Origin of the sequence: Aquimarina rhabdastrellae, from assembly GCA_947387485.1 — a bacterium.
Taxonomy (GTDB): Bacteria; Bacteroidota; Bacteroidia; order Flavobacteriales; family Flavobacteriaceae; genus Aquimarina.
Window position 1 is genome coordinate 973,546 of sequence record CANDNT010000001.1, and the last position, 26,016, is coordinate 999,561.

General features: G+C 32.9%; 25 protein-coding genes. 11 read left to right on the plus strand and 14 right to left on the minus strand.

Annotated features, from left to right (window positions below):
* Positions 1-9: 9 nt before the first annotated feature.
* The 3 genes from ACYEKI_RS03860 to ACYEKI_RS03870 are packed head-to-tail and all read right to left on the minus strand — an operon-like array spanning position 10 to position 3,578.
* Positions 10-2,103 carry a M1 family metallopeptidase gene (locus ACYEKI_RS03860; RefSeq protein WP_459209845.1) on the minus strand — a complete coding sequence of 698 codons (2,094 nt, stop codon included), beginning with the start codon at positions 2,101-2,103 and terminating at the stop codon, positions 10-12.
* Positions 2,104-2,163: 60 nt separating this feature from the next.
* Positions 2,164-3,063 carry a hypothetical protein gene (locus ACYEKI_RS03865; protein WP_459209846.1) on the minus strand — a complete coding sequence of 300 codons (900 nt, stop codon included), beginning with the start codon at positions 3,061-3,063 and terminating at the stop codon, positions 2,164-2,166.
* Positions 3,064-3,065: 2 nt separating this feature from the next.
* On the minus strand, positions 3,066-3,578 hold the full coding sequence (locus ACYEKI_RS03870; protein ID WP_459209847.1) for a hypothetical protein: 513 nt from the start codon (positions 3,576-3,578) through the stop codon (positions 3,066-3,068).
* Positions 3,579-3,748: 170 nt separating this feature from the next.
* Between ACYEKI_RS03870 and recG the strand changes: the two genes are divergently transcribed.
* Positions 3,749-5,845, plus strand: coding sequence for an ATP-dependent DNA helicase RecG (gene recG, locus ACYEKI_RS03875; RefSeq protein WP_459209848.1), 2,097 nt, complete (start codon positions 3,749-3,751; stop codon positions 5,843-5,845).
* Between the two features lie 76 nt (positions 5,846-5,921).
* On the opposite strand, the gene ACYEKI_RS03880 is transcribed toward recG, so the two are convergent.
* Positions 5,922-6,368 carry an energy transducer TonB gene (locus ACYEKI_RS03880; protein ID WP_459209849.1) on the minus strand — a complete coding sequence of 149 codons (447 nt, stop codon included), beginning with the start codon at positions 6,366-6,368 and terminating at the stop codon, positions 5,922-5,924.
* A gap of 238 nt (positions 6,369-6,606) precedes the next feature.
* Complete coding sequence (locus tag ACYEKI_RS03885) at positions 6,607-8,790, minus strand: endonuclease (protein WP_459209850.1); 2,184 nt, start codon at positions 8,788-8,790, stop codon at positions 6,607-6,609.
* A gap of 503 nt (positions 8,791-9,293) precedes the next feature.
* Between ACYEKI_RS03885 and ACYEKI_RS03890 the strand changes: the two genes are divergently transcribed.
* The 5 genes from ACYEKI_RS03890 (at position 9,294) to ACYEKI_RS03910 (ending at position 10,801) form a co-directional block, all read left to right on the plus strand.
* A complete protein-coding gene (locus tag ACYEKI_RS03890; protein WP_459209851.1) occupies positions 9,294-9,482 on the plus strand; it encodes a hypothetical protein in 189 nt (62 codons plus the stop codon).
* A 170-nt stretch (positions 9,483-9,652) separates the two neighbouring features.
* Positions 9,653-9,844, plus strand: coding sequence for a hypothetical protein (locus ACYEKI_RS03895; protein ID WP_459209852.1), 192 nt, complete (start codon positions 9,653-9,655; stop codon positions 9,842-9,844).
* Between the two features lie 167 nt (positions 9,845-10,011).
* Positions 10,012-10,200, plus strand: a complete 189-nt coding sequence (locus ACYEKI_RS03900) for a hypothetical protein (protein WP_459209853.1) — start codon at positions 10,012-10,014, stop codon at positions 10,198-10,200.
* Between the two features lie 63 nt (positions 10,201-10,263).
* Complete coding sequence (locus ACYEKI_RS03905) at positions 10,264-10,446, plus strand: hypothetical protein (protein WP_459209854.1); 183 nt, start codon at positions 10,264-10,266, stop codon at positions 10,444-10,446.
* A 163-nt stretch (positions 10,447-10,609) separates the two neighbouring features.
* Entirely contained in the window at positions 10,610-10,801 is a 192-nt protein-coding gene (locus ACYEKI_RS03910; protein WP_459209855.1) for a hypothetical protein, read from the plus strand.
* 44 nt (positions 10,802-10,845) lie between these two features.
* Here ACYEKI_RS03910 and ACYEKI_RS03915 read toward each other — a convergent pair whose 3' ends face one another.
* Together ACYEKI_RS03915 and pta are read right to left on the minus strand one after the other, a co-directional pair.
* Positions 10,846-12,027 (minus strand): acetate/propionate family kinase, encoded by a 1,182-nt coding sequence (locus ACYEKI_RS03915; protein WP_459209856.1) that lies wholly within the window; start codon positions 12,025-12,027, stop codon positions 10,846-10,848.
* Positions 12,028-12,047: 20 nt separating this feature from the next.
* Entirely contained in the window at positions 12,048-14,144 is a 2,097-nt protein-coding gene (gene pta / locus ACYEKI_RS03920) for a phosphate acetyltransferase (RefSeq protein WP_459209857.1), read from the minus strand.
* Positions 14,145-14,809: 665 nt separating this feature from the next.
* Between pta and ACYEKI_RS03925 the strand changes: the two genes are divergently transcribed.
* The 4 genes from ACYEKI_RS03925 (at position 14,810) to ACYEKI_RS03940 (ending at position 15,833) form a co-directional block, all read left to right on the plus strand.
* Positions 14,810-15,034, plus strand: coding sequence for a hypothetical protein (locus ACYEKI_RS03925; RefSeq protein ID WP_459209858.1), 225 nt, complete (start codon positions 14,810-14,812; stop codon positions 15,032-15,034).
* 53 nt (positions 15,035-15,087) lie between these two features.
* Positions 15,088-15,312, plus strand: coding sequence for a hypothetical protein (locus ACYEKI_RS03930; RefSeq protein WP_459209859.1), 225 nt, complete (start codon positions 15,088-15,090; stop codon positions 15,310-15,312).
* A 60-nt stretch (positions 15,313-15,372) separates the two neighbouring features.
* The gene (locus ACYEKI_RS03935) at positions 15,373-15,597 is read left to right on the plus strand and encodes a hypothetical protein (protein WP_459209860.1); all 225 of its coding nucleotides are present in this window, start codon (positions 15,373-15,375) and stop codon (positions 15,595-15,597) included.
* A gap of 62 nt (positions 15,598-15,659) precedes the next feature.
* Positions 15,660-15,833 carry a hypothetical protein gene (locus ACYEKI_RS03940; protein ID WP_459209861.1) on the plus strand — a complete coding sequence of 58 codons (174 nt, stop codon included), beginning with the start codon at positions 15,660-15,662 and terminating at the stop codon, positions 15,831-15,833.
* A gap of 35 nt (positions 15,834-15,868) precedes the next feature.
* Here ACYEKI_RS03940 and ACYEKI_RS03945 read toward each other — a convergent pair whose 3' ends face one another.
* Positions 15,869-16,327 carry an Lrp/AsnC family transcriptional regulator gene (locus ACYEKI_RS03945; protein ID WP_459209862.1) on the minus strand — a complete coding sequence of 153 codons (459 nt, stop codon included), beginning with the start codon at positions 16,325-16,327 and terminating at the stop codon, positions 15,869-15,871.
* A gap of 168 nt (positions 16,328-16,495) precedes the next feature.
* On the opposite strand from ACYEKI_RS03945, the gene ACYEKI_RS03950 reads away from it, so the two are divergent.
* A complete protein-coding gene (locus ACYEKI_RS03950) occupies positions 16,496-17,716 on the plus strand; it encodes an aminotransferase class I/II-fold pyridoxal phosphate-dependent enzyme (RefSeq protein ID WP_459209863.1) in 1,221 nt (406 codons plus the stop codon).
* Between the two features lie 151 nt (positions 17,717-17,867).
* On the opposite strand, the gene ilvA is transcribed toward ACYEKI_RS03950, so the two are convergent.
* The 6 genes from ilvA to ACYEKI_RS03980 all read right to left on the minus strand — a co-directional run bounded on the left by ilvA (position 17,868) and on the right by ACYEKI_RS03980 (position 25,998).
* On the minus strand, positions 17,868-19,145 hold the full coding sequence (ilvA, locus tag ACYEKI_RS03955; RefSeq protein ID WP_459209864.1) for a threonine ammonia-lyase IlvA: 1,278 nt from the start codon (positions 19,143-19,145) through the stop codon (positions 17,868-17,870).
* A 90-nt stretch (positions 19,146-19,235) separates the two neighbouring features.
* Positions 19,236-20,714 (minus strand): ketol-acid reductoisomerase, encoded by a 1,479-nt coding sequence (gene ilvC, locus ACYEKI_RS03960; RefSeq protein WP_459209865.1) that lies wholly within the window; start codon positions 20,712-20,714, stop codon positions 19,236-19,238.
* Positions 20,715-20,768: 54 nt separating this feature from the next.
* Positions 20,769-21,299, minus strand: a complete 531-nt coding sequence (gene ilvN / locus ACYEKI_RS03965; protein ID WP_459209866.1) for an acetolactate synthase small subunit — start codon at positions 21,297-21,299, stop codon at positions 20,769-20,771.
* Between the two features lie 11 nt (positions 21,300-21,310).
* Positions 21,311-23,044: a biosynthetic-type acetolactate synthase large subunit gene (gene ilvB / locus ACYEKI_RS03970; protein ID WP_459209867.1), complete on the minus strand. Its 1,734-nt coding sequence runs from the start codon at positions 23,042-23,044 to the stop codon at positions 21,311-21,313.
* A 53-nt stretch (positions 23,045-23,097) separates the two neighbouring features.
* The gene (gene ilvD, locus ACYEKI_RS03975) at positions 23,098-24,774 is read right to left on the minus strand and encodes a dihydroxy-acid dehydratase (protein WP_459209868.1); all 1,677 of its coding nucleotides are present in this window, start codon (positions 24,772-24,774) and stop codon (positions 23,098-23,100) included.
* Between the two features lie 573 nt (positions 24,775-25,347).
* Positions 25,348-25,998 (minus strand): response regulator, encoded by a 651-nt coding sequence (locus ACYEKI_RS03980; RefSeq protein WP_459209869.1) that lies wholly within the window; start codon positions 25,996-25,998, stop codon positions 25,348-25,350.
* Positions 25,999-26,016 lie beyond the last annotated feature (18 nt).

The following is a 26,016-nucleotide window of genomic DNA, read 5'->3' on the forward strand; positions in this document are numbered from 1 at the left end:
TATGTTATCTCAATTTAACTTCTTTTTTAAATAGGCACTTTCTTCTTTATTCAATGTTTTAGAAAGGGCTATAAATTCTTTTTTATAGGTTTGGTTTTGTATTAATCGATCTATCATTGCTCTACAGCTTTTTCTAAATCGCCAATTGTGATGTTGTGTGCCTATTGCTAAGCTTTTAAGCGACACCTCTGTAAAAGCTTCTAAATTCTCTAAATATTCAAAAGCATTACGCCTAGTATTAAATCCATATCGCTCTGTTGTGTACGATGTTAATTCTTGGAACCATTCTTTTTGTTTTTCTTCATCATATCCAGAGGTATTGAGTGCCAATACTAACCATAAGATACGAACATTTTTATCATTAAATCCTATAATGGTCTTAGTTTCTTCTAGATATTGCACTCTTTTTTGAGGAAAATTTGCCCATAAGTGATATAGTGCTGGTTCTATAGCCGCATAGGATTCACTTTTTAATATATTTTCATAATCACTTTGCAATGCCTTCGGAATTTTATTCATTGTTGCTGCTATACTTTGTAAGACAAAAGTATTTCCGCTTTCAAATGCTTTTTGATAAAGTGCCAACGCTTCTTTTGAGGTATCTCCTGCTAATTGATTAATCACTTCTTGTCCCAAATAATCATTGACTGGAAAACGCAATGCATTTGCCAAGGTTTTCCATTTACCTATGAGTGGTTGCGTACGTTCTTGAGCCAGTGTTAGATATTGTTTAATAAATGCTGATTTTTCTAATATTTTTAAAGCTTCTGCCGAAGGGAATGCTACTTGTTTAAGCCACTTCTCTTGATATATACTGAGATCTAGCTTACTATGCTTTGCTACTATTTTTATAAAATCTGCTGTTGTCACATTTTGATAGCGATAAGTAGTAAGATATTCTTGTATGCTCTTTTTAAAGGTTGCGCTCCCTACTTTTTCTTCTAAAGCAACTAATGCCCATGCTCCTCGTTGATAAAAGGTAAGCGAACTTGCTTTTGGGTCTAATAAAGAGGTGGCTTTTCCTTTTTGACTAAGTGCGGTTAACTGCTCTGCGCTTTCGTATAATTTGTAATAAAAATAATCCTCACCAAAAATTTCTCGTTCTGCTACTAATGCATAATAGGTAGCAAAGCCTTCTTGTAACCAATGGTGTGTTCCACTTGTTTCTGTTACTAAATCTCCAAACCATTGATGTGCCAACTCATGTGCATTGACATTGATATAATTACGGTCTTTAAAACCTATTTCGTCAACCATAAATGCATCAGAAAAAATAGTTGTTCCTGTATTTTCCATTCCTGCATATAAAAAGTCTTTTACAGGAACTTGTTTATAGTTTTGCCACGGATAACGTACGCCTATTTCTTGTTCCAAAAAATCAAACATGCTTGTACTATGTCTATAAGTAGGTGCTACTTTATCTTTATCTTCTGGATAATAATACCATGTTAAAGGTGTCCCGTTTTTTGATACAGCTGTTTCCTTAGCATATTTACCTATAGCTACAGCCACTAGATAACTACTCATAGGATGTTGCATATCGTATTGCCAGCTTACCAACTCATTTTCCTTTTCTTCTGTAGTGATCAATTTACCATTTGCGATCACCTCATATCCTTTGGCATAGGTTATTGTAAGATCAAACGTTAACTTTTCATTCATATCATCAAAGCTTGGTAACCAATTTGAAGTATCCTTACCTTGTCCTTGAGTCCATATTTGATCATTTCCTTGCTCATCCTTTACAAAATACATTGCTTTTTTAGGACTTGTACTATAGGTTATTGCAATGGTGTATTCTTCTCCTTTTTTAAATGTTTTTTTGATCCAAATCTTCTGTTTATCATAATCAAAAGTCTGTAGTTGATCATTTACTAAAACTTTTTCAATTTGCATTTGCTTGGCATCAATAAAAATAGCTTCTGTTGACGCTAATATGTTTACACTAAAACTTATAGTCCCTGCTACTTGTTTTGCACTTGCATCTATATGAATATTGGCTTGGGCTGTTTTAAAATCTACTGTAGGTTGTTGTTTTTCTTTAGCTATAGCTATCCATAGCGAATTCAACAATAGTAAAACGAAAAGGAACTTTGTTTTCAAGTGTATTTTATTTTATGTCTATGTTCTGTTTATATAAACGGAATTATTTAGCTTTTGTGACTATATATTCCAAAAATCAATTTGATCTTCTTCTAATTCTTGTAATGCTGTATTATTTACTTCCATACGATACATAACCATCTCGGTAATACGATTAGTAGCAAATTGAGAGTTATTACCATTAGAATATAGTATACCAAATCCATTTGTTGCAGTACATCTTCCATTGGTATAATTACCTGTACGTAATACTGTCCCATTACGTCTAATTGTTTGTACTACATTTGCTCTAATAAAAGAAAATTGTTGCCATTGATTATCTGGGTTACCTATATTTCTCACACCATTATCACAGCACACTCCAGAATCAAAATACACATTACTATTACTCCAGTTAAGATGGGCTGTCCATCTATTACTACTAGCACCTGGTCTTCTGGTACCAAAAGTAAATTGACTTCTTCTAGTTGAATATGCAACCATTATTACTGATCCATTAACTCCTGCATTAGTCAACGTTTGTATACTGGTATTTACATCTAATCGATCATTTGATCCATCACCAAAAAAATAAGGTCTTGTTGCATCTGGAATAAAACGTGGTTGAAAATTACGGGTATTTTGTACGGCATTTCGTCCTAATCCACTTTGGTCATACCAAGTCACCACAAAAACATTTGAACCACCTCTCCAAGCATTTATAGCTGCTATATCTACTATATCATTATCTCCCCAACCAAAATCTCGTTCGGCATTATCACTAGATCTTCTTAAACGAATTAAAGGTCCATTATAATCTGATTCTAAAACTCGCATCGAAAAGGCAAAACTAATATTGGTAAGTTCTTCGTCCAGAATATGTGACGGTCTCCTCGTAGGAAAATTATTCCATTGAGCTATTTGCGCACTTGCCATTACCTCTAGTAGTAGGCACACTAGCAACGTAATTCTTATTTTCATAATTAGTTACGTTTTAAATCTCCTGTAAGATGAAATGTATTATTTCCTGTACACATCAATCCTACACCTGCATTTACACCTGCTGTTCTAAATCTAGATAAACGGTTGCTTACTGTTACTCCTCCTGCTCCAGTGATCGTTACTTTACCAGATCCTACTTGGTAAATACTCACATTATATCCTACTTCTAATCCCGCAGGAACTGTAAGTGTCATATCACTTGAACTATTAAATCGTAACACATTACCATTATCTGCAGCAGTTAAGGTATAATTTCCTGTTTTGGTTTCTACCAAAGGAGCTAATACTAATGGTCTCCATCTGGTTCCATCATATTCATAAATACGTGCTGCATCACTATTAAATACCATTGCTCCGCTGGTTAAAGTAGCTGTACTAATTGCATTAATTTCTGCAGTTGTTCCTATCGGAATGTTCATTAAAGCATTAGCATCAAGTTGTGCCATTACAGGCATAGCACATATAAACATTAAAACATGTAAAACTTTCTTCATATAATTTGGGGATTATATCATTTCTGAATTGTCTGTTACAAATATAAGTTTCTTTATCAAATAATATTAATCTCTAATAATCAACACTTAAAAACTCTTCTATTTTTTATCTTATTAGTATTTTATCAGTTTGTTTTGAAGTTTTCTTTCTCCATTTTATCTTCGCTATTATGAAGCCTAATATTTTACAAACTCCCATAGATTATCTCAAAGGTGTAGGTTCCTCTCGTGCTGACTTATTACGAAAGGAATTAGGCATTCATACCTATCAAGATCTTATCAATTTATTTCCTAATCGGTATATTGATAAAACTCAATATTATAAGATCAATCAATTGCAACGCAATGGTTCTGAGGTTCAAATCTTAGGTAAAATTGTACATCTTAAAACTGTTGAACAAAAAAGAGGTAAGCGTTTAGTAGCTAAATTTATCGATGATACTGGCGAAATGGAGTTAGTATGGTTTCGTGGTCATAAATGGATTAAAGAAAGTATTAAGCTCAATACACCTTATGTTATTTTTGGTAAAACCAAATATTACAACGGTTTTAATATGCCTCATCCAGAAATGGAATTGTATGAGGATCATAAAAAAAAGCTTAGCACTGCTATGCAACCAGTTTATCCTTCTACTGAAAAACTAGCTAATAAAGGGATTACGAATAGGGTTATCAATAAAATAATGCAACAGCTTTTTATTGAAACTCAAGCCCGTTTTTATGATACGCTTTCTGAAGATATTTTAAAAGAATTAAAACTTATCCCTAAAAACGAAGCTTTATTTAATATTCATTTCCCTAAAAGTCAAGAATTACTCTCCAAAGCACAGTTTAGGCTTAAGTTTGAAGAATTATTCTATATACAGTTACAGCTGATTTCGAAAAAGATAGTTAGAAAACATAAGATCAAAGGTTTTCCTTTTCCTGATGTTGGTCATTATTTTACTACTTTTTATAAAAATCATCTGCCATTTGATCTTACCAATGCTCAAAAACGGGTAATTAAAGAAATTCGTAACGATATTGGTGGTAGTGCGCAAATGAATCGCTTACTGCAAGGTGATGTAGGTTCTGGTAAAACTATTGTTGCTTTAATGACTATGCTATTGGCTATAGATAATGGATTTCAGGCCTGTCTTGTAGCTCCTACAGCTATTCTTGCTGCTCAACATTTTACTGGAATCCAAGAATTAGTTACAGATCTTGGGCTTAATGTTAAACTCTTGATGGGTAGTACTACTGCCAAAGAGCGTAAACAATTACATCAAGAATTAGAAGAAGGTACTTTACATATTCTAGTTGGAACGCATGCTTTGTTTGAGGATAAAGTCAAATTCAAAAACTTAGGATTAGCTATTATTGATGAACAACATCGTTTTGGCGTTGAGCAACGTTCTAAACTATGGCATAAAAATACTTATCCTCCTCATATCTTGGTTATGACGGCTACACCTATTCCTCGTACACTCGCTATGAGTTTATATGGGGATTTAGATATTTCTGTTATAGACGAACTTCCGCCAGGTCGTAAACCTATTAAAACTGTTCATCGTTATGATAGTAATCGTCTTAAAGTTTTCAAGTTTATTAAAGACGAAATTTTAAAAGGTCGTCAAGCTTATATCGTTTACCCCTTGATCCAGGAATCTCAAACACTGGATTATAAAGATCTTATGGATGGGTATGAAAGTATTTGTCGCGATTTCCCTAATTATGAGATTTCTATAGTTCATGGACAGATGAAAGCTGCTGATAAGGATTATGAGATGGATCGCTTTGTTAAAGGAGAAACTCAGATTATGGTTGCTACTACAGTTATCGAAGTGGGAGTAAATGTTCCTAATGCGAGTGTAATGATCATAGAAAGTGCAGAGCGTTTTGGTTTATCTCAATTACATCAGTTAAGAGGTCGTGTAGGTCGTGGTGCAGAACAGAGTTACTGTATTTTAATGACAAGTCATAAGTTATCTCACGATAGCATTACTAGATTAGAAACTATGACTCGGACTAACGACGGATTTGAAATTGCCGAAGTTGACTTAAAACTTAGAGGTCCTGGAGATCTTATGGGTACACAACAAAGCGGTGTTTTAAATCTTAAGATTGCGGATATTGTAAAAGATAATGATATCTTAAAAATGGCACGACATTATGCTACTAAAGTTTTAAAAGAAGATCCAGGTTTAAAAATGGATAAACACAAAGTTATCCTATATACTTACCGTCAAATGGCTAAGCATAAAAATATCTGGAATTATATAAGTTAATTATAGGATATAAAAAAAGACACTCATGTAAGCATCAAAGTGTCTTTTTTGTTAGTTTTGAATACCGTTCTTATTCTTATTTTCCGAAAGAAATAGATTGGAAATACTTTACATTAATCGGTTCTTCATTGTGATATCCAGGTCTCCATCTTTCCATAGATTTAATGATTCTCACTGCTTCTTCATCTAATAATGGATGTACCTTTCTAGCAACCACAACATCTTTAACATAACCATCTGCACCTACATAAAACTGCACTATTACTTTACCTGTAATTTTTTTACTCTGTGCTGCTTTAGGGTATTTAAATTTTTTAAGTACGTGTTTTTTTATACCTGCTTTTCCTTTAGGGTATGCTGGGTAAGCATCTGGTGTAAATGAGATCATATTATCATCATAAACATCTCCTGCTACTTCTTCATACTTTTTCTCTTCTGGAAAGTCTTTTATTAAGAAAAAATTCTGGGCATTAAGGCTTGTTGTAATTACTAATGCAAAAATTAATAGTAAAAATTTATTCATTAGGCTAGTATTAATTGGGGATTTAACATAAAAAAAACAATGTTCAATGATACAAATTCTATCAATTATGAACAAACATAAAACATATAAAAATGTACTTTTTCAGTTGTTTAACCATAAAATCCTACAAATGGTCGAATCCTACTACATATTAACAGTCAAACACTTACACTCTTTTTTATTTTTAATCCTAAAAAAAGCGTTATCAAATGATAACGCTTTTTTTACATTTTGTTAATTATTTCTTTACAAATCTTTTTGTGTAGATTTGATTTTCTTGCTGTATTACAAGCATATACATTCCTGTATTAAGTGCAGACAAGTTTATCTCTTTTGACTTTACAATTCCTTTTTTAACGATCTGTCCTAATTGATTTACCACCTGGTATGTTGTATTATCAAAAGCTTTTAAGCTAATGATTATATTATCTTCAACTGGATTAGGATATGCATTAAAAGTAACCGCATTATTAGATGTATCTAAGACTTCGCTTTCGCTAGCGTTTTTATTTGTTGTTGCTATACAAAAGTTCTTTGTTCTTTCTGATGTAAAAGAGCTTCCTGATGTTATAGTTTGTCCTGTAGTTGTATTTCTTAATACATACGATCCGTTACCATAAGTACAGCAGATTCCATCTCCATAGCGATCTTTAATTACAAAAGTATAACATCCTGCTGCTAACGTTTTGCTAACTGTAACTGTACTTCCTTTTTGAGAAGAACTATAATTTCCTCCAGAAAACACTACTTGGTTATTAGCATTTTTAATTTCCCAACTTGTTTCTTCTGGATAATTATCAAAGGTTATACTAAAGCTTATGTCTTCATTAGTTGGTAATGGTGATGTTGTACCTCCATCGATAGTATGACTTCCTAAACCATTAAATGTATTTGATGCAAATGAATCCCACTCTGAAGTAGTATAAGTTGTATTTGGCCCATTAACAGATGATTTACGTCTTAATGTAGTATTTTGTGCAAAACTTGAGCTTCCTCCATTAAAAGTACCTATAACATCCACTAGGACATTGTTTTTAAATAGTCCAACTGGATCATTACCATTAAATGTAAGTGCTCCTGTAGATGTCGTCAAATCTGCCTCTGCTTTTGCAGTACTACTTGCACTACTATTAGCGATTACATATACGTCACCATTGGCTAGAGTTCCGCTTAACGTTAATGTACTATTCCAGCTTCCTGATCCATTAGATTGTTTCTTGATACTATAAGCAGATAAGTTAACACTACTACCTGTAAAGTTAGCTATCTCTAATACTTTGTTATTAGAAGATCCTTCAACATATTCTGAGAAAAATAAACTCGCTACTGATCCATTATCAGAATCATCATCATTAGTAGCAATTGTAGCTGCTTGACTTGCTGCAGATGTATTTCCTGCTGCATCTTTTGCTTTAACTGCAAAAGTGTATGTAGTTCCTGCTGTTAAACCTGTAACTGTATATGACGTAGCAGTTGTAGTATGAATTAAACTACCGTTTCTTAAAATTTCGTATCCTGTTACTCCTACATTATCTGTTGAAGCATTCCAGTTCAATTGTGCTGTAGATGTTGTTGCTCCAGAAGCTATAAGGTTTGCTGGTACAGATGGACTTTGAGTATCTGTAGGAATCGTAGTTCCTCCAAAACGATCTTCGGCTTGTGGTCCACCCCATATTGTTGTAGCAAAAGCAGGATTATCGATAAATGGGTTTCTATTTCCTTGTACTTGAGCTATTGCATTGTTACGTTGATCTTCAAATGGAGAAACAGGATCTTCTGCATTCCACTCTAAGAATAACTGAATCATATTAGCGTCTGATGCTACAGGAGTTCCTACACCTACATTAGTAGGTAAACAACGATTTCCGTATCTTAAATATACATACATCATCATTCTAGCTACATCTCCTTTATATTCATCACCAGGATACCAATGTCCTTGAGATGTTACTTTTGAATCACCACTTCCATCTGCAAATTTTCTACTACTACGAGTAGAGTTCCATTGTGTATCTGCAGCTCTAATATGGTGAGCATCTGCTCCAGGTCCAGTTGTTCCTAAATTAGGATTTCCTAAAGATTTAGGATAAACATGTTCTCTATTCCAATCTGTAGAACCACCTCCATTAGCATCAACGCTACGAGTTCTATCATTTTTTGTTATATTATCTGTATCATTATATCCATAAATTAAGATTACCTTGGAAGCATCATTAGGATCTAAATCTGCTTCTTTTAAAGCATTCCATACTCCAGGAGTGTATGAAATAAGTGATACGTGAGTATTTGTGATTTTTGTTGTTAAAGCAGATTTTAAAGACTGCCCAGACTGATTTAAGTTAACATCATTATAGTACGTAGGGATCTGTGCATATCCTATTACTGATATTAACAATAAAATAAAGGGTAAAAGTTTTTTCATGTGTTTGTTAAGTTTGTGTTTTTCTAAAAAAATACGCGCAAAAGTATATTTTGCTTTTATCTTTCTACTGTTTCTAATATTATCAAATTGTTACCAATCTGAACACAAGTATACAATATTATTTTATTCTCCAACTAATTAACAAACAAAACATTACCTGCTCATTATTTTAAAATTAAATAAAAATTATCTTCTTAAAAATAGCCTAAGACCGTATAAATACTACTGTTCAGCCACTTTTTTGAAATGTTAAAAATTACTTAAACAAACTGTTAATAACTTTATTTTTAAGTAAATTGAAAGTTCGTCTACTTCTATCCAAAAAGAAATATTCTAATATTTTTTTATTCATAAACTCCCGATTTATCCATTTTTTATATTGTAAACAGCAAAGAAGATGTCAATTTTATAATTAAACCATAATTATTATGAGGCTTTAACTCATTGATTTTAAACAACATTACCGTAATTTTATATCTCTAATCTTAAATAAATTATATATCATGAAAAAAATCTTAAACTTAAAGGGGATTAAAACATTAAACAGAGATGAACAACAACAAATTAAAGGAGCTTGGGGACGAGTTTCTTGTTGCCCTACAGGTAGAGGATGCCTTATAGCATTTGGTAATGAAACTTTTTGTGAGCCAGGATATTGTGATAGCAGAAGAGGAACTTGTATCTTTTATTAATATCTAGTTATTCAATAATAAGAAGATCATAAACTTTTACATAGTTATAGAGAGAATCATTTAGGTTCTCTCTTTTTTTATTTTTTCACCTCATATAGTTTACGTTTTATACATAACTTATTTTTAACAAGATATAGTACTTTTAATTTTCATTAAATACACTATAAATCATGAAAAAAATCTTAAACTTAAAGGGAATTAAAACGTTAAACAGAGACGAACAACAACAAATTAAAGGAGCTTGGGGACGAGTTTCTTGTTGTCCTTCTGGAAGAGGTTGTTTATTAGGTTATTATAACGGTGAACCTTTTTGTGAACCAGGTTATTGTGATAGAAGAAGAGGAACTTGTATCATCTACTAATACGAAACTTTCTTTTTAAAAGACATATATACGGAATCAAGTTTGATTCCGTATATTTTACACACTTTTCTTCACCTATATTTTACAGTAAAAATTATATGTTTTTTACGTAATTCATTTTCAATAAGATATGGTAACTTTAATTCTCATTTAAATATTCACATATCATGAAAAAAATCTTAAACTTAAAGGGTATCAAGACATTAAACAAAGTAGAGCAACGAGAAATCAAAGGTGCTTGGACTCAACATACTTATTGTAAAGGAACTAATCAATGTTGTTTCCGTTTACCTAATGGAAATGAATTTTGTGATGCTGGATATTGTATGGCTTATGGTAGATGTGTATGGGCATAAATATGTCTCAACATATTTCTTATAACACTAATCAATATCTAAACTTCATAAAACATATTAATCATGAAAAATATCTTGAATTTTAAAGGTATCAAAACGTTAAGTAAAAGCGAGCAAAAGCAAATTAATGGTGCTGCTGTACAACGTCCGTGGTGCGGTGGTCCTAAACGTTGTTGTATAAATACTGCTTCAGGAGTATTTTGCGACTACGGTTATTGCTATGGTAATCGCTGTGAATGGGCATAGTCTCTTTATTTATTATAATTTTTCAATCGCTTAAAATCCCTTATGGTTTTAAGCGATTTTTCTTTAATACAACTTCTTAATTTCCCGTATTTTTTTGATGTCTTATACGCATACCAAATTCAAAAGACTATAGTAAGTTTAAGGTTTAAAAAATCACAACATCATGAAAACTATCTTAAATTTAAAAGGGGTTAAAACCTTAACCAAAAAAGAACAACAAGAAATTTCTGGAGCCAACGCTTCAAACCGCCCATGGTGCGGTGGTCGTAACCTTTGTTGTATGTACATAGGTCCTCGTCTTTTTTGTGACTCTGGAAGGTGTCAACCTAACGGAAGAGATTGCGCTTTTAATTAACTGTGTAAAAGCAAAAAGAGCGTTAATAACGCTCTTTTTTTATTTTATAATAACTCAAAAGATTGCTTAGCAATCTCTAATTCTTCATTAGTAGGAATCACCATAATCTTAATTTTACTTGATTCTTTATGAATACTTCTTGCTTTCTTTGCTCGAATATTATTTTCTTCTTCATTAAGCGCTATCCCAAAATATTCCATGTCTTGGCAAACAAGTTTTCTCATCATAGATGAATTCTCACCAATTCCTGCTGTAAAAACTATAGCATCAAGACCATTCATTACAGCTACATACGCTCCAATAAACTTTTTGATACGATAGGCACTCATTTCTAAAGCTAATTTACAAGCTTTATCTCCTGCTGCAGCTTTGGCTTCAATATCTCTTAAATCACTATATCCAGTAAGTCCTAACATTCCGCTTTCTTTTTGAAGCATTGTATTTACGTCTTCTAAAGTATATCCTTTATTATTTACCAAATAAAATACTATTGCTGGATCTATATCACCAGATCGTGTTCCCATGATCAATCCGTTCATAGGTGCGAATCCTAAGGTATGATCTATACTTTCTCCATTTTTTACTGCCGTCATACTACATCCATTTCCTAAGTGAATTGTAATAATATTTGAGGTAGTTTTTTCTAATAGCTTTTGGGCTTCTTGTACTACATATTTATGGCTTGTACCATGAAAACCATATAATCTAATATCATGTTCGTCTAACAATGCATTAGGAATTGCATATTTATATGCCTTCTCTGGTATTGTCTGGTGATATGCTGTATCAAAAACAGCTATTTGTTTAGCTTCTGGAAAAATAGTTTCTGCTACTTCGATTCCTTCTAGATTTGCAGGGTTATGTAAAGGCGCTAAAGAAAATAACTCCTTAATTTTAGCTTTTACAGCTGTTGTAATTAATGTTGTAGTAGCAAACTCACTTCCACCATGTACAACTCTATGCCCTACTGCTTCAATTTCTGAAACATCTTTAATCACTCCTACTTCGTTATCCATAAGATATTGAGCAATTAGTTTTAACCCTACAGTATGATCTTTAATCTGGGTTTCGTTCTCTATTTCTTGCGTAGTTGTTGTATATGTTATTTTTGCATTTTTAAGTCCAATTCGTTCTACCAATCCTGAACAAATTACTTTAGCTTCAGGCATCAAAAACAATTGAAATTTAATTGATGAGCTTCCTGAATTTAATACTAATATTTGCATATTTTTCTAGTTTCTAGCTTTTATAATCCTTTTGCTTGAATCGCTGTAATAATTACTGTATTGTATACATCATCTACTGTACATCCTCTACTTAAATCATTTACAGGTTTATTTAATCCTTGTAACATTGGTCCTATGGCTAAAGCTCCTGTTTCTCTTTGTACAGCTTTGTAGGTATTATTTCCTGTATTCAAATCTGGAAAAATCAATACACTTGCTTGTCCTGCTACTTCAGAGTCTGGTAATTTACTTTTTCCTACCTTCATATCTACAGCAGCATCATATTGAATTGGTCCTTCTATCTTAAGATCTGGACGTTTTTCTTTTACTATCATAGTAGCTTCTCTCACCTTTTCTACATCTATTCCTTTTCCTGAACTTCCTGATGAATATGATAACATCGCTATTTTAGGTTCTATCCCAAATGCTTGTGCAGATTCTGCAGATGATATCGCTATCTCTGCTAATTGTGCTGCATTAGGATTAGGATTAATAGCACAATCTCCAAAAACAGAAACTCTATCGTCTAAACACATAAAAAATACCGAAGAAACAACTTGAACATCTGGTTTTGTCTTTATGAATTGTAATGCTGGTCGTATTGTATGTTGTGTTGTGTGTATTGCTCCAGAAACCATTCCATCTGCATGTCCTTTGTAGATCATCATTGTCCCAAAATACGATACGTCTGCCATCATATCTCTAGCGATATCCATATTTACATTTTTGTGCTTACGCAATTCATAAAACGTTTGCACATAATCATCATAATGTTCTGAATCTACTGGAGAAATAATATTTACTTTGCCGTAATCAAAAGGAATATCTAATTCGGTTATTTTATTTTGAATCTTCTTTTTATCTCCTAATAAAGTGATTTCAACCACATCAAGTGCTAATAACCTTGAGGTTGCTCTAAGAATACGTTCGTCTAATCCTTCTGGTAAAACGATATGTTTTTTATGTTGTAATGCTCTTTTCAATAAATTATATTGGAACATACTTGGGGTTATACTATCAGAAGTAAATGTAATCAACTTATCTGCTAATCGATCTACGTCTACATATTTCTCAAATGTACTGATCGAAGTGTTGATTTTCTGCGTGTTTTCTGCATAAATTTTCGACTTGATCGACCCTATTTTATTAGTTATAGAAAACGTACCGTTAGGCACAGATATAATAGGAACTACAGGAGTAACTCCTTCTATAAGTTTTAATATAGGTTCTTCTGGTATGATTCCTCCAGTAAGAATAATTCCAGAAATTTTAGGATAGTTTGCTGAGTTGTTTGCTTGTAAAGCTCCCAAGATAATATCTGCTCTATCTCCTGGGGTAATAACTAAGCTATTTTCTTTAAGATGTGTCAAGTAATTGCGTAATTGCATCGCTCCTACTCCATAACTTCCTGCTTGATTATTTAGGTATTCTTTTCCGAATAAAACTTTTCCGTCTAACTCTTTTACTATTTCCTTAATTGTAGGGTTTATTAAGCTATTGATTTGTGGTATTACTACTATTTCAATCTCATCATTGGTAAACTCTTTTGGCAAGGTAGTAGTAAGTGTCACCTCTTTTTCGTGAGTAACTTTATTGGCTACAATAGCTATTACGTCAACATCTTTTGCATGGAAAGAATCATAGGCTAATTTAAGATTCCCTATGAGTTCTGCATTACTCTTTTCGTAAGCACTTGAAACTATTATCGCTGGAATTCCAAGATTTTTTGCTATTAGCACATTAATATCAAATTCAATAATACTTCCTTCATCAGAAAAATCAGTTCCTTCTACCAGAATAAAATCAAACTTTTCTTCTAGTTTTTTATATTTCTCAATGATACCATCAATAATATCTCCTGATTTCCCTTTGTTGTATTTTTTTAGTACTTGACTACGAGTAAATGCATAGGTTTTCTTAACATTAATATCCAATTCAAAATGCGAGATTACTGTATTGATATGATTATCTATTTCTCCTTCTTCTAAATCGTCAATTATAGGTCTAAAATATCCTACTTTGGGAGTTTTACCTAATAACATTCTCATTAAACCTAAAACCACAATGGATTTACCACTATTGGGTTCAATAGTAGCTACATATACCGCCTTACTCATAGTTGTATTCCTTATTTTTTATAGCTGCAAAGATACGGTAATATGTGCTAGAGAAAACTGCCATTTATCACATTTCACTATTTCATAATTTAAGCCTATGTTCTTTTCATTTACACTATTTTTTCAAGCAAAATTTTATCGTTTTATAATTTATCTTCTTATTTAATTAATGTTAAATACGTTTTTTTTAAGTGTACTTATACGTTTTTATCATCATTTATGTATGTTTTTTCCATATTTCCAGCATTAACTTATTAACCATAAAAAGTATATGTTAAAACCTCATTACAATCTATTTGATTATTCTATAGATTTGCTCACAGAGATATAAATTATATCATCAAGGGTATAAACTCTGAGTGCCTTTTTTATTAATGTTCAGAGCTATTAATTTTTATCAAAGCGTATAATTTTATTACAAGTTTTAGTAGTTTTTTAAAGTAAACCTTCCCCTTCCTCAAATCTGTTTTTTCATAAACTTTTTACTTTAAATCTTAGCTAAAAAACTCCCCACTAATAACCAAAACGTAAACTTTATTATATATCAAATATAGTCTGTATGGTTGATCCATTCTAGAAGTGACCTTTCTATACAGTACTGTATACTTATGGTAATTACTTAGATGTGTCACAAAAGAAATTAATTATCATTAAATTTTTAAATCATGTTAAAGAACATTAAGCAATTCAACGGAGCTAAAGCTATTACTAAATCACAACAAAAAACCATTAAAGGAGGTGGTAGTTCTGGATCTTCTGGAGAAAATGGAGAAGGTCAACCATGTGGTTATATCATATATACACCTCAAGGACCTGAATGGAAAGGATGTAAACCAAACTATTATTGTGTTGATAATGCTTGTAAACGTGTTAATCCAGGACCTCAATAATTTAAAAAATAATGTATCATTTCTAAAACTATTAATTCATTAATTTTTAAATCATGTTAAAGAACATTAAGCAATTCAACGGAGCTAAAGCTATTACTAAATCACAACAAAAAACTATCAAAGGAGGAGGTAGTTCTGGATCTACTGGGGAAAATGGTAATCCTCCTCAATGTGGTTATATAATAAATACTTCACAAGGACCTGTGAGAAAAGAATGTGGGCCTAATTATTATTGTGTTCATGGTCGATGTAAATACATCTATCCTGGTCTAGATTAATACAATTTAAAGATGATGTGTCATTTTATAAACTATTTATTAATTCATTAATTATTAATCATGTTAAAGAACATCAAACAATTCAACGGAGCTAAAGCTATTACTAAATCACAACAAAAAACTATCAAAGGAGGTGGTAGCTCTGGATCTACTGGAGAAAATGGTATTCCACCTCAGTGTGGTTATGTTATATACACTCCACAAGGACCTGTAAGAAGAGAGTGTGGGCCAAATTATCGTTGTGTTCGTGGTTTATGCCAACGTATTTACCAAGGACCACAGTAAACTATTAAATTACCATGATGTGTCATTTTGTAAACTATTTATTAATTCATTAATTATTAATCATGTTAAAAAACATCAAACAGATTAAGGGTATTCAAGTTATCGAAAAAACAACACAAAGAGCAATTAATGGAGGTGGGCCTTCATATTCTTGTAGCTATAGCTCAGTACAATGTCCTCCTGGATGGTATTGTGCTTATCCATATTGTAAAAAAATCCCTGTAGGGCCAAGATAATATTATCAAAAGTAGAGAGCATAGCTCTCTACTTCTTATATCTGAATTGCCGTTGTTTTTTTTACTTCATCAATCATAAATGTACTATGAGTACTCCCTATATGTTCTAATGTGGTAAGTTTGGTCACCATAAATTCACGATAGGCTTTCATATCTGTTACATACACTTTTAATATGTAATCATAATCTCCGCTCACATGATAACATTCTTGTACCTCATCTAGTTTCACTACCTGTCGTTCAAACTTAGATAAATAATCTTTTGTATGTTGCGTTAGTTTTATATGACAAAAAACAACAAACGATTTTTGTACTTTTTCTTTATCTACGAGTGCTACATATTTTTCGATCACTCCCTCTCTTTCCATTTTTTTTATCCGTTCGTATATCGCCGTAACTGATAAACTGAGCTTATTGGAAATCTCTTTGGTAGTTTTTTTGCTATCGCCTTGTAGTATATGTAGTATTTTTTTATCTATTTCATCTATCTGCATGCTTTAAAATTTTCTAAATACCTATTCGTTTTTCTTATATAACCATAAAAATTACTAAATATTACATATTAATTAGTTTTATATTCTTGTTTTTAACATTTCTATTGACAAAAAAACATAATCCTTGTAATTTTATTAGCAAATCAATTCTTATAAATACTTAATCTTATGGCATTTGACCCAGCTAACGAAATTCAAGACTTACAATATTTTGGTGAATTTGGCGGTGTAAACCCTTCTATATCGGATTCATCAACCTATACTTTTTTATCTGCAAAAACAATGTTTGATACCTTTGAAGGTAATACAGATGGTTGTTACCTTTATTCTAGACATTCTACTCCTTCTAATCTATATCTGGGTGAAGCACTTGCTGCTATGGAAGGAACAGAAACTGCAAATGTTGCTGCTAGTGGTATGGGTGCTATCACACCTGTTTTATTACAGTTGTGTAAAGCTGGAGATCATATCGTATCGAGCAGAACTATTTATGGTGGTACTTATGCTTTCTTAAAAAACTTTGCTCCAGGATTTAATATTACTACAAGTTTTGTAGATATTACTAAACTTGACATTGTTGAAGCTGCAATAACTGATCAAACTAGAGTATTGTATTGCGAAACGGTAAGTAATCCATTATTAGAGGTTGCCGATATCGAGGCACTTGCTGATCTTGCTAAAAAATACAATCTAAAACTTGTTGTAGATAATACATTTTCTCCCCTATCTATTTCTCCTGTAAAATTAGGTGCAGATGTAGTAGTACACAGCCTTACAAAATTTATTAACGGAAGTAGTGATACTGTAGGTGGTGTCGTTTGTGGTACTCAAGAATTTATTGATGCTTTACGCAATGTAAATGATGGTGCTAGTATGTTATTAGGCCCTGCTATGGATAGCCTTAGAGCTTCGTCTGTTCTAAAAAACTTACGCACACTTCATATTCGTATGAAACAACATAGCCATAATGCTATGTACCTTGCAAAAAAGTTTGAGGCAGATGGACTTAAAACAGTTTACCCTGGTTTACCTTCTCATCCTAGTCATGAAGTATTTACAAAAATGATGAATACTGAATATGGTTATGGAGGTATGCTAACTATTGATGTAGGTTCTCTTGAAAAAGCTAACGAGTTAATGGAATTAATGCAAGAGCGTAATCTAGGATATTTAGCTGTAAGTTTAGGATTCTATAAAACGTTATTTAGTGCTCCAGGAACCTCTACTTCTTCAGAAATCCCTATAGAAGAACAACAAGAAATGGGACTTACTGATGGTTTAATTCGTTTCTCTATTGGTCTAGATAATGATATCGAACGTACTTATCAATCTATGCGAAATTGTATGGTTTATTTAGGTATACTTGAAGCTATTGAAGAAACTGTTTAATTTTCATTCTATATAAATTTAAAAAGTCAACTTTAATTATTTAAAAGTTGACTTTTTTGGTTTCAGTTTAGTTGGTTTATTCTTTTAACACTTTACTCAATAAGTAGTAATTTTGTTAAAAATCTTACGTTTTTTACTATTATTTTTATTTCTATACTAAAAATTGAAATAAATTAGGTTTATCATTTAAATAATCCCCATAGAAATTATAAGTTTTCATCCGATCCATTAAAGGCTCTAAGTCTTTTTGATTTTTTAATTCTATACCTACTACTGCTGGTCCATTTTCTCTACTGGATTTCTTAGAATATTCAAAATGAGTTATATCATCATTAGGCCCTAATACTTCGCCTACAAATTGTTTTAATGCTCCTGCTCTTTGAGGGAATCTAACAATAAAGTAATGCTTTAAATTAGCATATAATAACGCTCGTTCTTTAATCTCTGCTGTACGTGTAATGTCATTATTACTCCCACTTACAATACATACCACATTTTTCCCTTTGACCTCTTCTTTATATAATTCTAAAGCTGCCAAAGTCAACGCTCCTGCTGGTTCTACAACTATAGCATCTCTATTGTATAAATCCAAAATAGTCTGACATACTAATCCTTCTGGCACAGTAATCATATCTGTAAGATTGTCTTTACACACCGAAAAGTTATAATCGCCTACTTTTTGTACAGCAGCCCCATCAATAAACTTATCTATATTCTTTATTTCTGTAGTGCATTTATTAGCAATTGCAGTTTTCATTGACGGTGCTCCTTGTGGTTCAACCCCTATGATCTTTGTTTCTGGAGATAGTGTTTTTAACGCACCACATATTCCTGAAGCTAAACCTCCTCCTCCTACAGGAACAAATACATAATCTATAGTTTGTGAGGTTTGTTTTATTAATTCTAGACCAATGGTTCCTTGTCCTTCGATTATTTTAGGATCATCAAAAGGATGTACAAACGTTCTTCCTTCGGCTTCACATACATTTTTTGCAGCTTTTGAAGCATCATCAAACGTATCTCCTGTCAAAACAATCTCTACATATGCTCCTCCAAACATTTTTGTTTGCTCTATTTTCTGTTTTGGAGTCACAGTCGGCATATAAATTGTCCCCTTAATTTTCAACTCGTGACAAGCAAAGGCCACTCCTTGAGCATGATTACCTGCACTTGCACATACTACTCCTTTTTCTCGTTCGGGAATAGTTAACGAACTAATTTTATTATATGCTCCTCTAATTTTATAAGAACGTACACGTTGCAAATCTTCTCTTTTTAACATAATGTCTGCCTCATATCTTCTTGAATATCGAATATTTTCTTGCAAAGGCGTTTCCATTACTACTTCGCTAATTCTAGATGCTGCAGTTTCTATCTGTGTTAATTCAGGAAAATATGTATTTGCTTCTGTCATGCTATCTATTTTCATTTGTCCTTTTTAAATTACATTCTAGTCTCCCTAAACTCATCGAAGCAATACCCCAAAACTCCGACAAGTTTAGTTTGACATCAGGAATTCTTATGCTAATACTGGTTTCATTGCAGTCATCGACGTTCTCAATCTCGTTCCTACTGCTTCTATTGGGTGATTACGTAAGGCTGCATTTACTGCAATAAGTTTACTATTATCTACCGTGTTATCTTTTTCTTGATCAAAAGCTTTTCCGATTACATCTGTAGCAACTGTCTTCATAAAATCGGTTAATAAAGGTTTACACGCATGATCAAATAAATAACATCCATACTCTGCTGTATCAGAAATTACACGATTCATTTCGTATAATTTCTTACGTGCTATTGTATTAGCTATTAAAGGTGTCTCGTGTAAAGATTCATAATAGGCTGATTCTGCTATGATACCAGATTCTGTCATTGATTCAAAAGCTAACTCTACTCCTGCTCTTACAAAAGCAACCATTAATACTCCTTTATCATAATACTCCTGTTCTGTGATTTCTATAGCTGTTACTGGTGTTTGTTCAAAAGCAGTTTCTCCTGTAGCAGCTCTCCAAGACAATAAATCTTTATCATCATTTGTCCAATCTTTCATCATTGTTTCAGAAAATTTTCCTGTCATAATATCATCCATATGTTTCCTAAACAACGGACGCATGATTTCTTTTAATTCTTCAGATAATTCAAATGCCTTAATCTTTGATGGATTTGACAAACGGTCCATCATATGAGTAATTCCTCCATATTTTAATCCTTCAGTAATCGTTTCCCATCCGTACTGAATTAATTTTGATGCATATTCTGGTGCAATTCCCTCGGCTACCATTTTATCAAAACATAAAATAGATCCTGTTTGCAACAACCCACATAAGATGGTTTGCTCCCCCATAAGATCAGATTTCACCTCTGCAACAAAAGAAGATTCAAGAACTCCAGCTCTATGTCCTCCTGTTCCTACTGCATAGGCTTTGGCTTGAGCCAAACCGTGCTGTTGTGGATCATTTTCTGGATGAACGGCTATTAATGTAGGTACTCCAAAGCCTCTTTTATACTCTTCTCTCACCTCTGTCCCTGGACACTTTGGCGCGACCATAATCACCGTTAAATCTTCTCTAATTTGCATTCCTTCTTCTACAATATTAAAACCATGCGAATAGGATAGTGTCGCTCCTTTTTTCATTAATGGCATCACAGTTTTTACAACATTAGTGTGTTGCTTATCTGGTGTAAGATTAATGACTACATCTGCATTAGGAATTAATTCTTCATAAGTTCCTACTGTAAATCCATTTGCTGTTGCATTTTGATACGAAGCTCTTTTTTCTGCTATTGCTTGTGGTCTTAACGCATAAGCTATATCCAATCCAGAATCTCTCATATTGAGTCCTTGATTCAATCCTTGCGCTCCACATCCTACTATTACAATACTTTTTCCTTTTAAGACTGTTACACCTTCATCAAACTCTGATGCTTCCATAAATCTACATTTACCCAATTGGTCTAACTGATCTCTTAATGAAAGGGTATTAAAATAATTTGCCATTAGTGTTAATTTTGATATTTCTTAAGTTTAATTTCTATTGATTTTATGTTGTTTTTATTCGGTATAAGCAAAGTTTTCAAGCATACGCGAAATTTGCATTCTATTTTTGGTTACCGAAATTCTTCCTGAACGTACAAACTGCATTAATCCATATGGTTTTAAGGCTTCATGTAAAACCTCTAATTCTCTCCTTCTTCCTGTTTTCTCAATTACAAAAAACTCAGGAGTAACAGTTACTATATGTGCATTGTGTTCTTTAATGACATTCTGAATCTTTCTTTCTTCAAACAACAATTTTGAAGCTATTTTAAACAATGCTGTTTCTTGATAAATCGTCTCGTCATCTTTATGATAATACACTTTTATCACTTCGATTTGTTTTTCGATTTGTCTAGCAATCTTCTTTACTTGTTCTTGAGTTACTTGTACTACAATCGTAAAACGATATACATCTTTTATCTCTGACTCTGACGTAGTAAGGCTCTCAAGGTTAATATGTCTTTTTAGAAATATTGCCGAGATACGGTTTAATAATCCTATATTATTTTCTGTATATACGGATATGGTATAATGCTCTTTTTCCATCTTTTTCATTTTTAACTCAATCTTACATCAGATACCGAAGCTCCTGTAGGTATCATCGGGAATACGTTATTTTCTTTTTCTACACATACTTCTAAGAAATATGGCTCTGGTGATTGTATCATTTCTTTTACAGCTTTCGCCAAATTTTCTCGCTTGGTTACTCTATTGGCTTTAAGATGATATCCTTTTGCTATTGTTATAAAATCAGGGTTTACCATCTCTGTTGAAGCATATCGCTTATCAAAAAACAATTGTTGCCACTGTCTTACCATTCCTAGAAACTCATTATTAAGTACCACTATTTTTACTGGAATTTGTGTTTGAAAAATAGTTCCTAATTCTTGTATCGTCATTTGATATCCTCCATCACCTATAATGGCTACTACCTCGCGATCTGGAGCTCCCATTTTTGCTCCTATTGCAGCTGGTAAAGCAAATCCCATAGTTCCTAATCCGCCAGAGGTTATATTACTTTTACTTTTGGTAAACTCGGCATATCTACAAGCCATCATTTGATGTTGTCCAACATCTGATACAATCACTGCGTCTCCTTGAGTTTCTTGATTGATATACTTAAGTACTTCTCCCATAGACAAGCCTTCTTTTTGAGGGTATAATTCATTTTTGATGACTTTCTCAAATTCTACAGTATCAAGTTCTTTAAATTCTTTTAACCAATTTTCATATTGATCTTGCTGAATAAATGGTAAAATATCATTTAAAGTTTCTTTTACATCTCCTAAAACTGCTACCTCTGTTTTTACATTCTTATCTATCTCTGCAGGATCTATTTCAAAGTGAATCACTTTTGCTTGTTTTGCATAAGTTTCAAGATTTCCTGTAACTCGATCATCAAAACGCATCCCTATAGCAATCAAAACATCACATTCATTCGTTAATTTATTAGGCGCATAATTTCCGTGCATTCCTACCATACCTACATTAAGTGGATGTTTTGTAGGTAATGCAGAAAGCCCAAGGATAGTCCACGCAGCTGGAATTCCAGCTTTTTCGATAAAAGCTTTAAACTCTTCTTCTGCCTCACCTAGAATTACACCTTGCCCAAAAACTATTAATGGTTTTTTTGCTTCATTAATTAATGCTGCAGCTTTGATTAAACTCTCTGGATCTGTTTTTGGTACTGGAGTATAACTACGTACTCCTTTACACTTTGTGTATTTAAAATCCAATTCGCCAAACTGCGCGTCTTTTGTAATATCTACCAATACAGGACCTGGTCTTCCAGATCTTGCGATATAAAATGCTTTGGCAATAGCTTCTGGAATATCCTCTGCTTTTGTCACTTGACAATTCCATTTGGTAACAGGCATAGAGATTCCCACAATATCAGTTTCCTGAAAAGCATCTGATCCTAACAAATGTGAACCTACTTGTCCTGTAATACAAACCAAGGGAGTCGAATCAATCTGTGCATCTGCAATTCCTGTGACCAGATTTGTTGCTCCTGGTCCAGAGGTCGCCAATGTGACTCCTACTTTACCACTTGTACGAGCAAATCCTTGAGCAGCGTGAATTGCTCCTTGTTCATGTCTTGCTAAGACATGATGAATCTGATCTTGAAATTTGTACAACTCGTCATATACTGGCATAATAGCTCCACCTGGATATCCATATACCAAATCTGCTCCTTCTGCCAGTAAACACTTAATCACCGCTTCTGCTCCTGTGATACGTTGTGTTACTTCTTTTTTCTCTTGTGGTTTTACTTGCGTTTGTACTTCCATACGCTATTGTTTTTATTCAGTTACTACTGAATTCAATTAGTCTCTTTCTTTTTTTAAAATTCGTCTGTCACACATCCTTTTGAAGCAGAGGACACTGTGTTTGCATATTTATACAATACGCCTTTATTTACCTTTAATGGTGGGCTTACCCAACTTGCTTTTCTTCTATGTAATTCTTCTTCAGTAATGTCCATTGTAATGCTATTTTCTTCGGCATCAATAATGATATGATCTCCATCTTTTACAAAAGCAATCATTCCTCCTTCTTGTGCTTCTGGTGTAATATGTCCTACTACAAAACCGTGAGTCCCTCCAGAAAATCTTCCATCTGTTATCAAAGCAACATCTTTACCTAATCCAGCTCCCATAATAGCTGCTGTAGGTTTTAACATTTCTGGCATACCTGGTCCTCCTTTAGGTCCTTCGTATCTTATTACTACTACATCTCCTTTTTTTACTAATCCATTCTTTATTCCATCATTTGCAGCGTATTCACCTTCAAAAACTTTGGCTTGACCTTCAAACTTTAAACCTTCTTTTCCTGTAATTTTGGCTACACAACCTTCGGCAGCTAGATTACCAAACATAATGCGTAGATGCCCTGTCGCTTTTATAGGCTTATCTATAGGTTTTATAATGTCTTGATTAACGGTTAAGTCAGGTACCTCGGCTAAATTTTCTGTCAATGTCTTTCCTGTTACTGTTAAGCAATCTCCATGTAACAATCCTTCTTGTAATAAATATTTCATCACAGCTGGGATTCCTCCTACTTTGTGAACATCTTCCATCAAATATTTTCCGCTAGGTTTTAAATCTGCCAAGAACGGAGTTTCGTCACTTATGCGTTGAAAATCTTCTAAAGTAAATGTCACATCTGCTGCTCTAGCTATTGCTAAAAAGTGCAATACAGCATTTGTAGATCCTCCTAAAACAGTTACCAACCTAATCGCATTTTCTAATGCTTTACGTGTAACGATATCCTTGGGCTTGATATCTTTTTCTAATAACAACCTCATTGCTTTTCCAGCCGCAACACTTTCTTCTTCTTTATGTGTACTTATTGCTGGATTTGAGGCATTATATGGTAATGACATTCCTAGAGCTTCTATTGCCGAAGCCATCGTATTTGCCGTATACATTCCGCCACAAGCTCCAGCTCCTGGGCATGCTTTTTCGATTACATTTTGATATTCTTCTTCGTTTATAGTTCCTGCTACTTTTTCTCCCCATGCCTCAAATGCTGATACTACGTCTAGTTTTTTTCCTTCATGACATCCCGAAGCAATCGTTCCTCCATATACCAAAATAGCTGGTCTATTTAATCGTAACATCGCCATCAATGCTCCTGGCATATTCTTATCACATCCTACTACTGTTACCATACCGTCATAAGACATCGCTTGCACTACAGTCTCCATAGAATCTGCTATAACATCTCTTGACGGTAATGAATATCGCATTCCTGGAGTTCCCATTGATATCCCATCACTTACTCCTATCGTATTAAAAATCAACCCTACTACATCTGCTTCTTCTGTCCCTTTTTTTACTAGTTTGGCAAGATCATTTAAATGCATATTACATGGATTTCCTTCGTATCCTGTACTTGCTATACCAACCAATGGTTTTTGCAAATCTTCTTTACTTAATCCTATAGCGTGCAACATTGCTTGTGCTGCTGGTTGGGTATCATCCTGGGTAACTTGTCTACTGTATTTATTTAATTTCATCTCGATTATAGCGATCTATTATACTATTCTTACTTTTTATCTATTTTCTTTGAAAATCTTCTAAAACCTGATCTTTTACACTAACAAATGTATTTTGATTTCTTCCTTTTGTTTTAAGATTCTCAATAACTCTACAACATCCAACACTTTAAAAACAAAAATAAAACACTGTTTACCAATACATTAAAAACATTTCTTTTACAATAAGTAGGTTTATTATATTGTTCTAAACTCCTTTATGGATCAAAAAAAATCCCTTTGCGGCTACAAAGGGATTTTCTTATTTCATTTATATAAAAAACGCCCTTTATCCTGATGAAATAATCACCACGATGCTAATAATGACGTTAATAATTACGATGTTGTTTTTCATTTTTTGGTCAAAAAAAAATCCCTTTACGATTACGTAAAGGGATTATATTATATATTTTTTCTATAAATACTACAGTCCCTTTATCGAGAAGAAATAATCTCCTCAATGCTAATGACAATTATAGTATGTACAGTGTTGTTTTTCATATCTGGTAACAAATGTAAACGTTTTTTTTTGTGTTTTCCAAATGTTTTTAACAATTAAACTTTAAATAATTTATATTTCATACAGTAAATTACCGCTCCAACCCTAGTCTTTACCTGAAGTTTCTTAAATACTGTCTCCCTGTAATTTTCTATTGTTTTAGGGCTTAAGTTTAATTCTTTTGCGATATCCTTATATGTTTTTTCTGTACAAGCTTGTTTTAAGAATATCAATTCTTTTTGTGTAAGTTTTTGTGCTAATTGTGCTTCTGTATTCTCAATTTTATCTGCATCTCTAAGCGCATCTCTTACCTCTGACGAGTAATAGAATCCTTGCTCTGTTACCATTTTTAAGGCAAACTCAAAATTATCTGGATGTATGTCTTTAAGTAAGTATCCTCTAGCTCCTGTATGGATCATTTTTAAAATTGTCGCTTCATCATCTTCCATCGTCAATGCCAATACTTTTTGATCTGGTCGGTGTTTGTTAAGCCATTCCATAGTCTGAATACCATTCATTACTGGCATTTTAACATCCAAAAGGATCAAATCTGGTTTGCGTCGTTTATGTAAAAAATATTGTGTAAGCTCTTTACCATTTTTAAGAATTGCTAATACTTCATATTCTTCATACTTGTTGATTAGACCTTGCAATGATTGTGCAAACAGTAGATGATCATCTACAATGACTATCGTTTTTTTCTTCATCTTAAAAGGTTTGTTTTC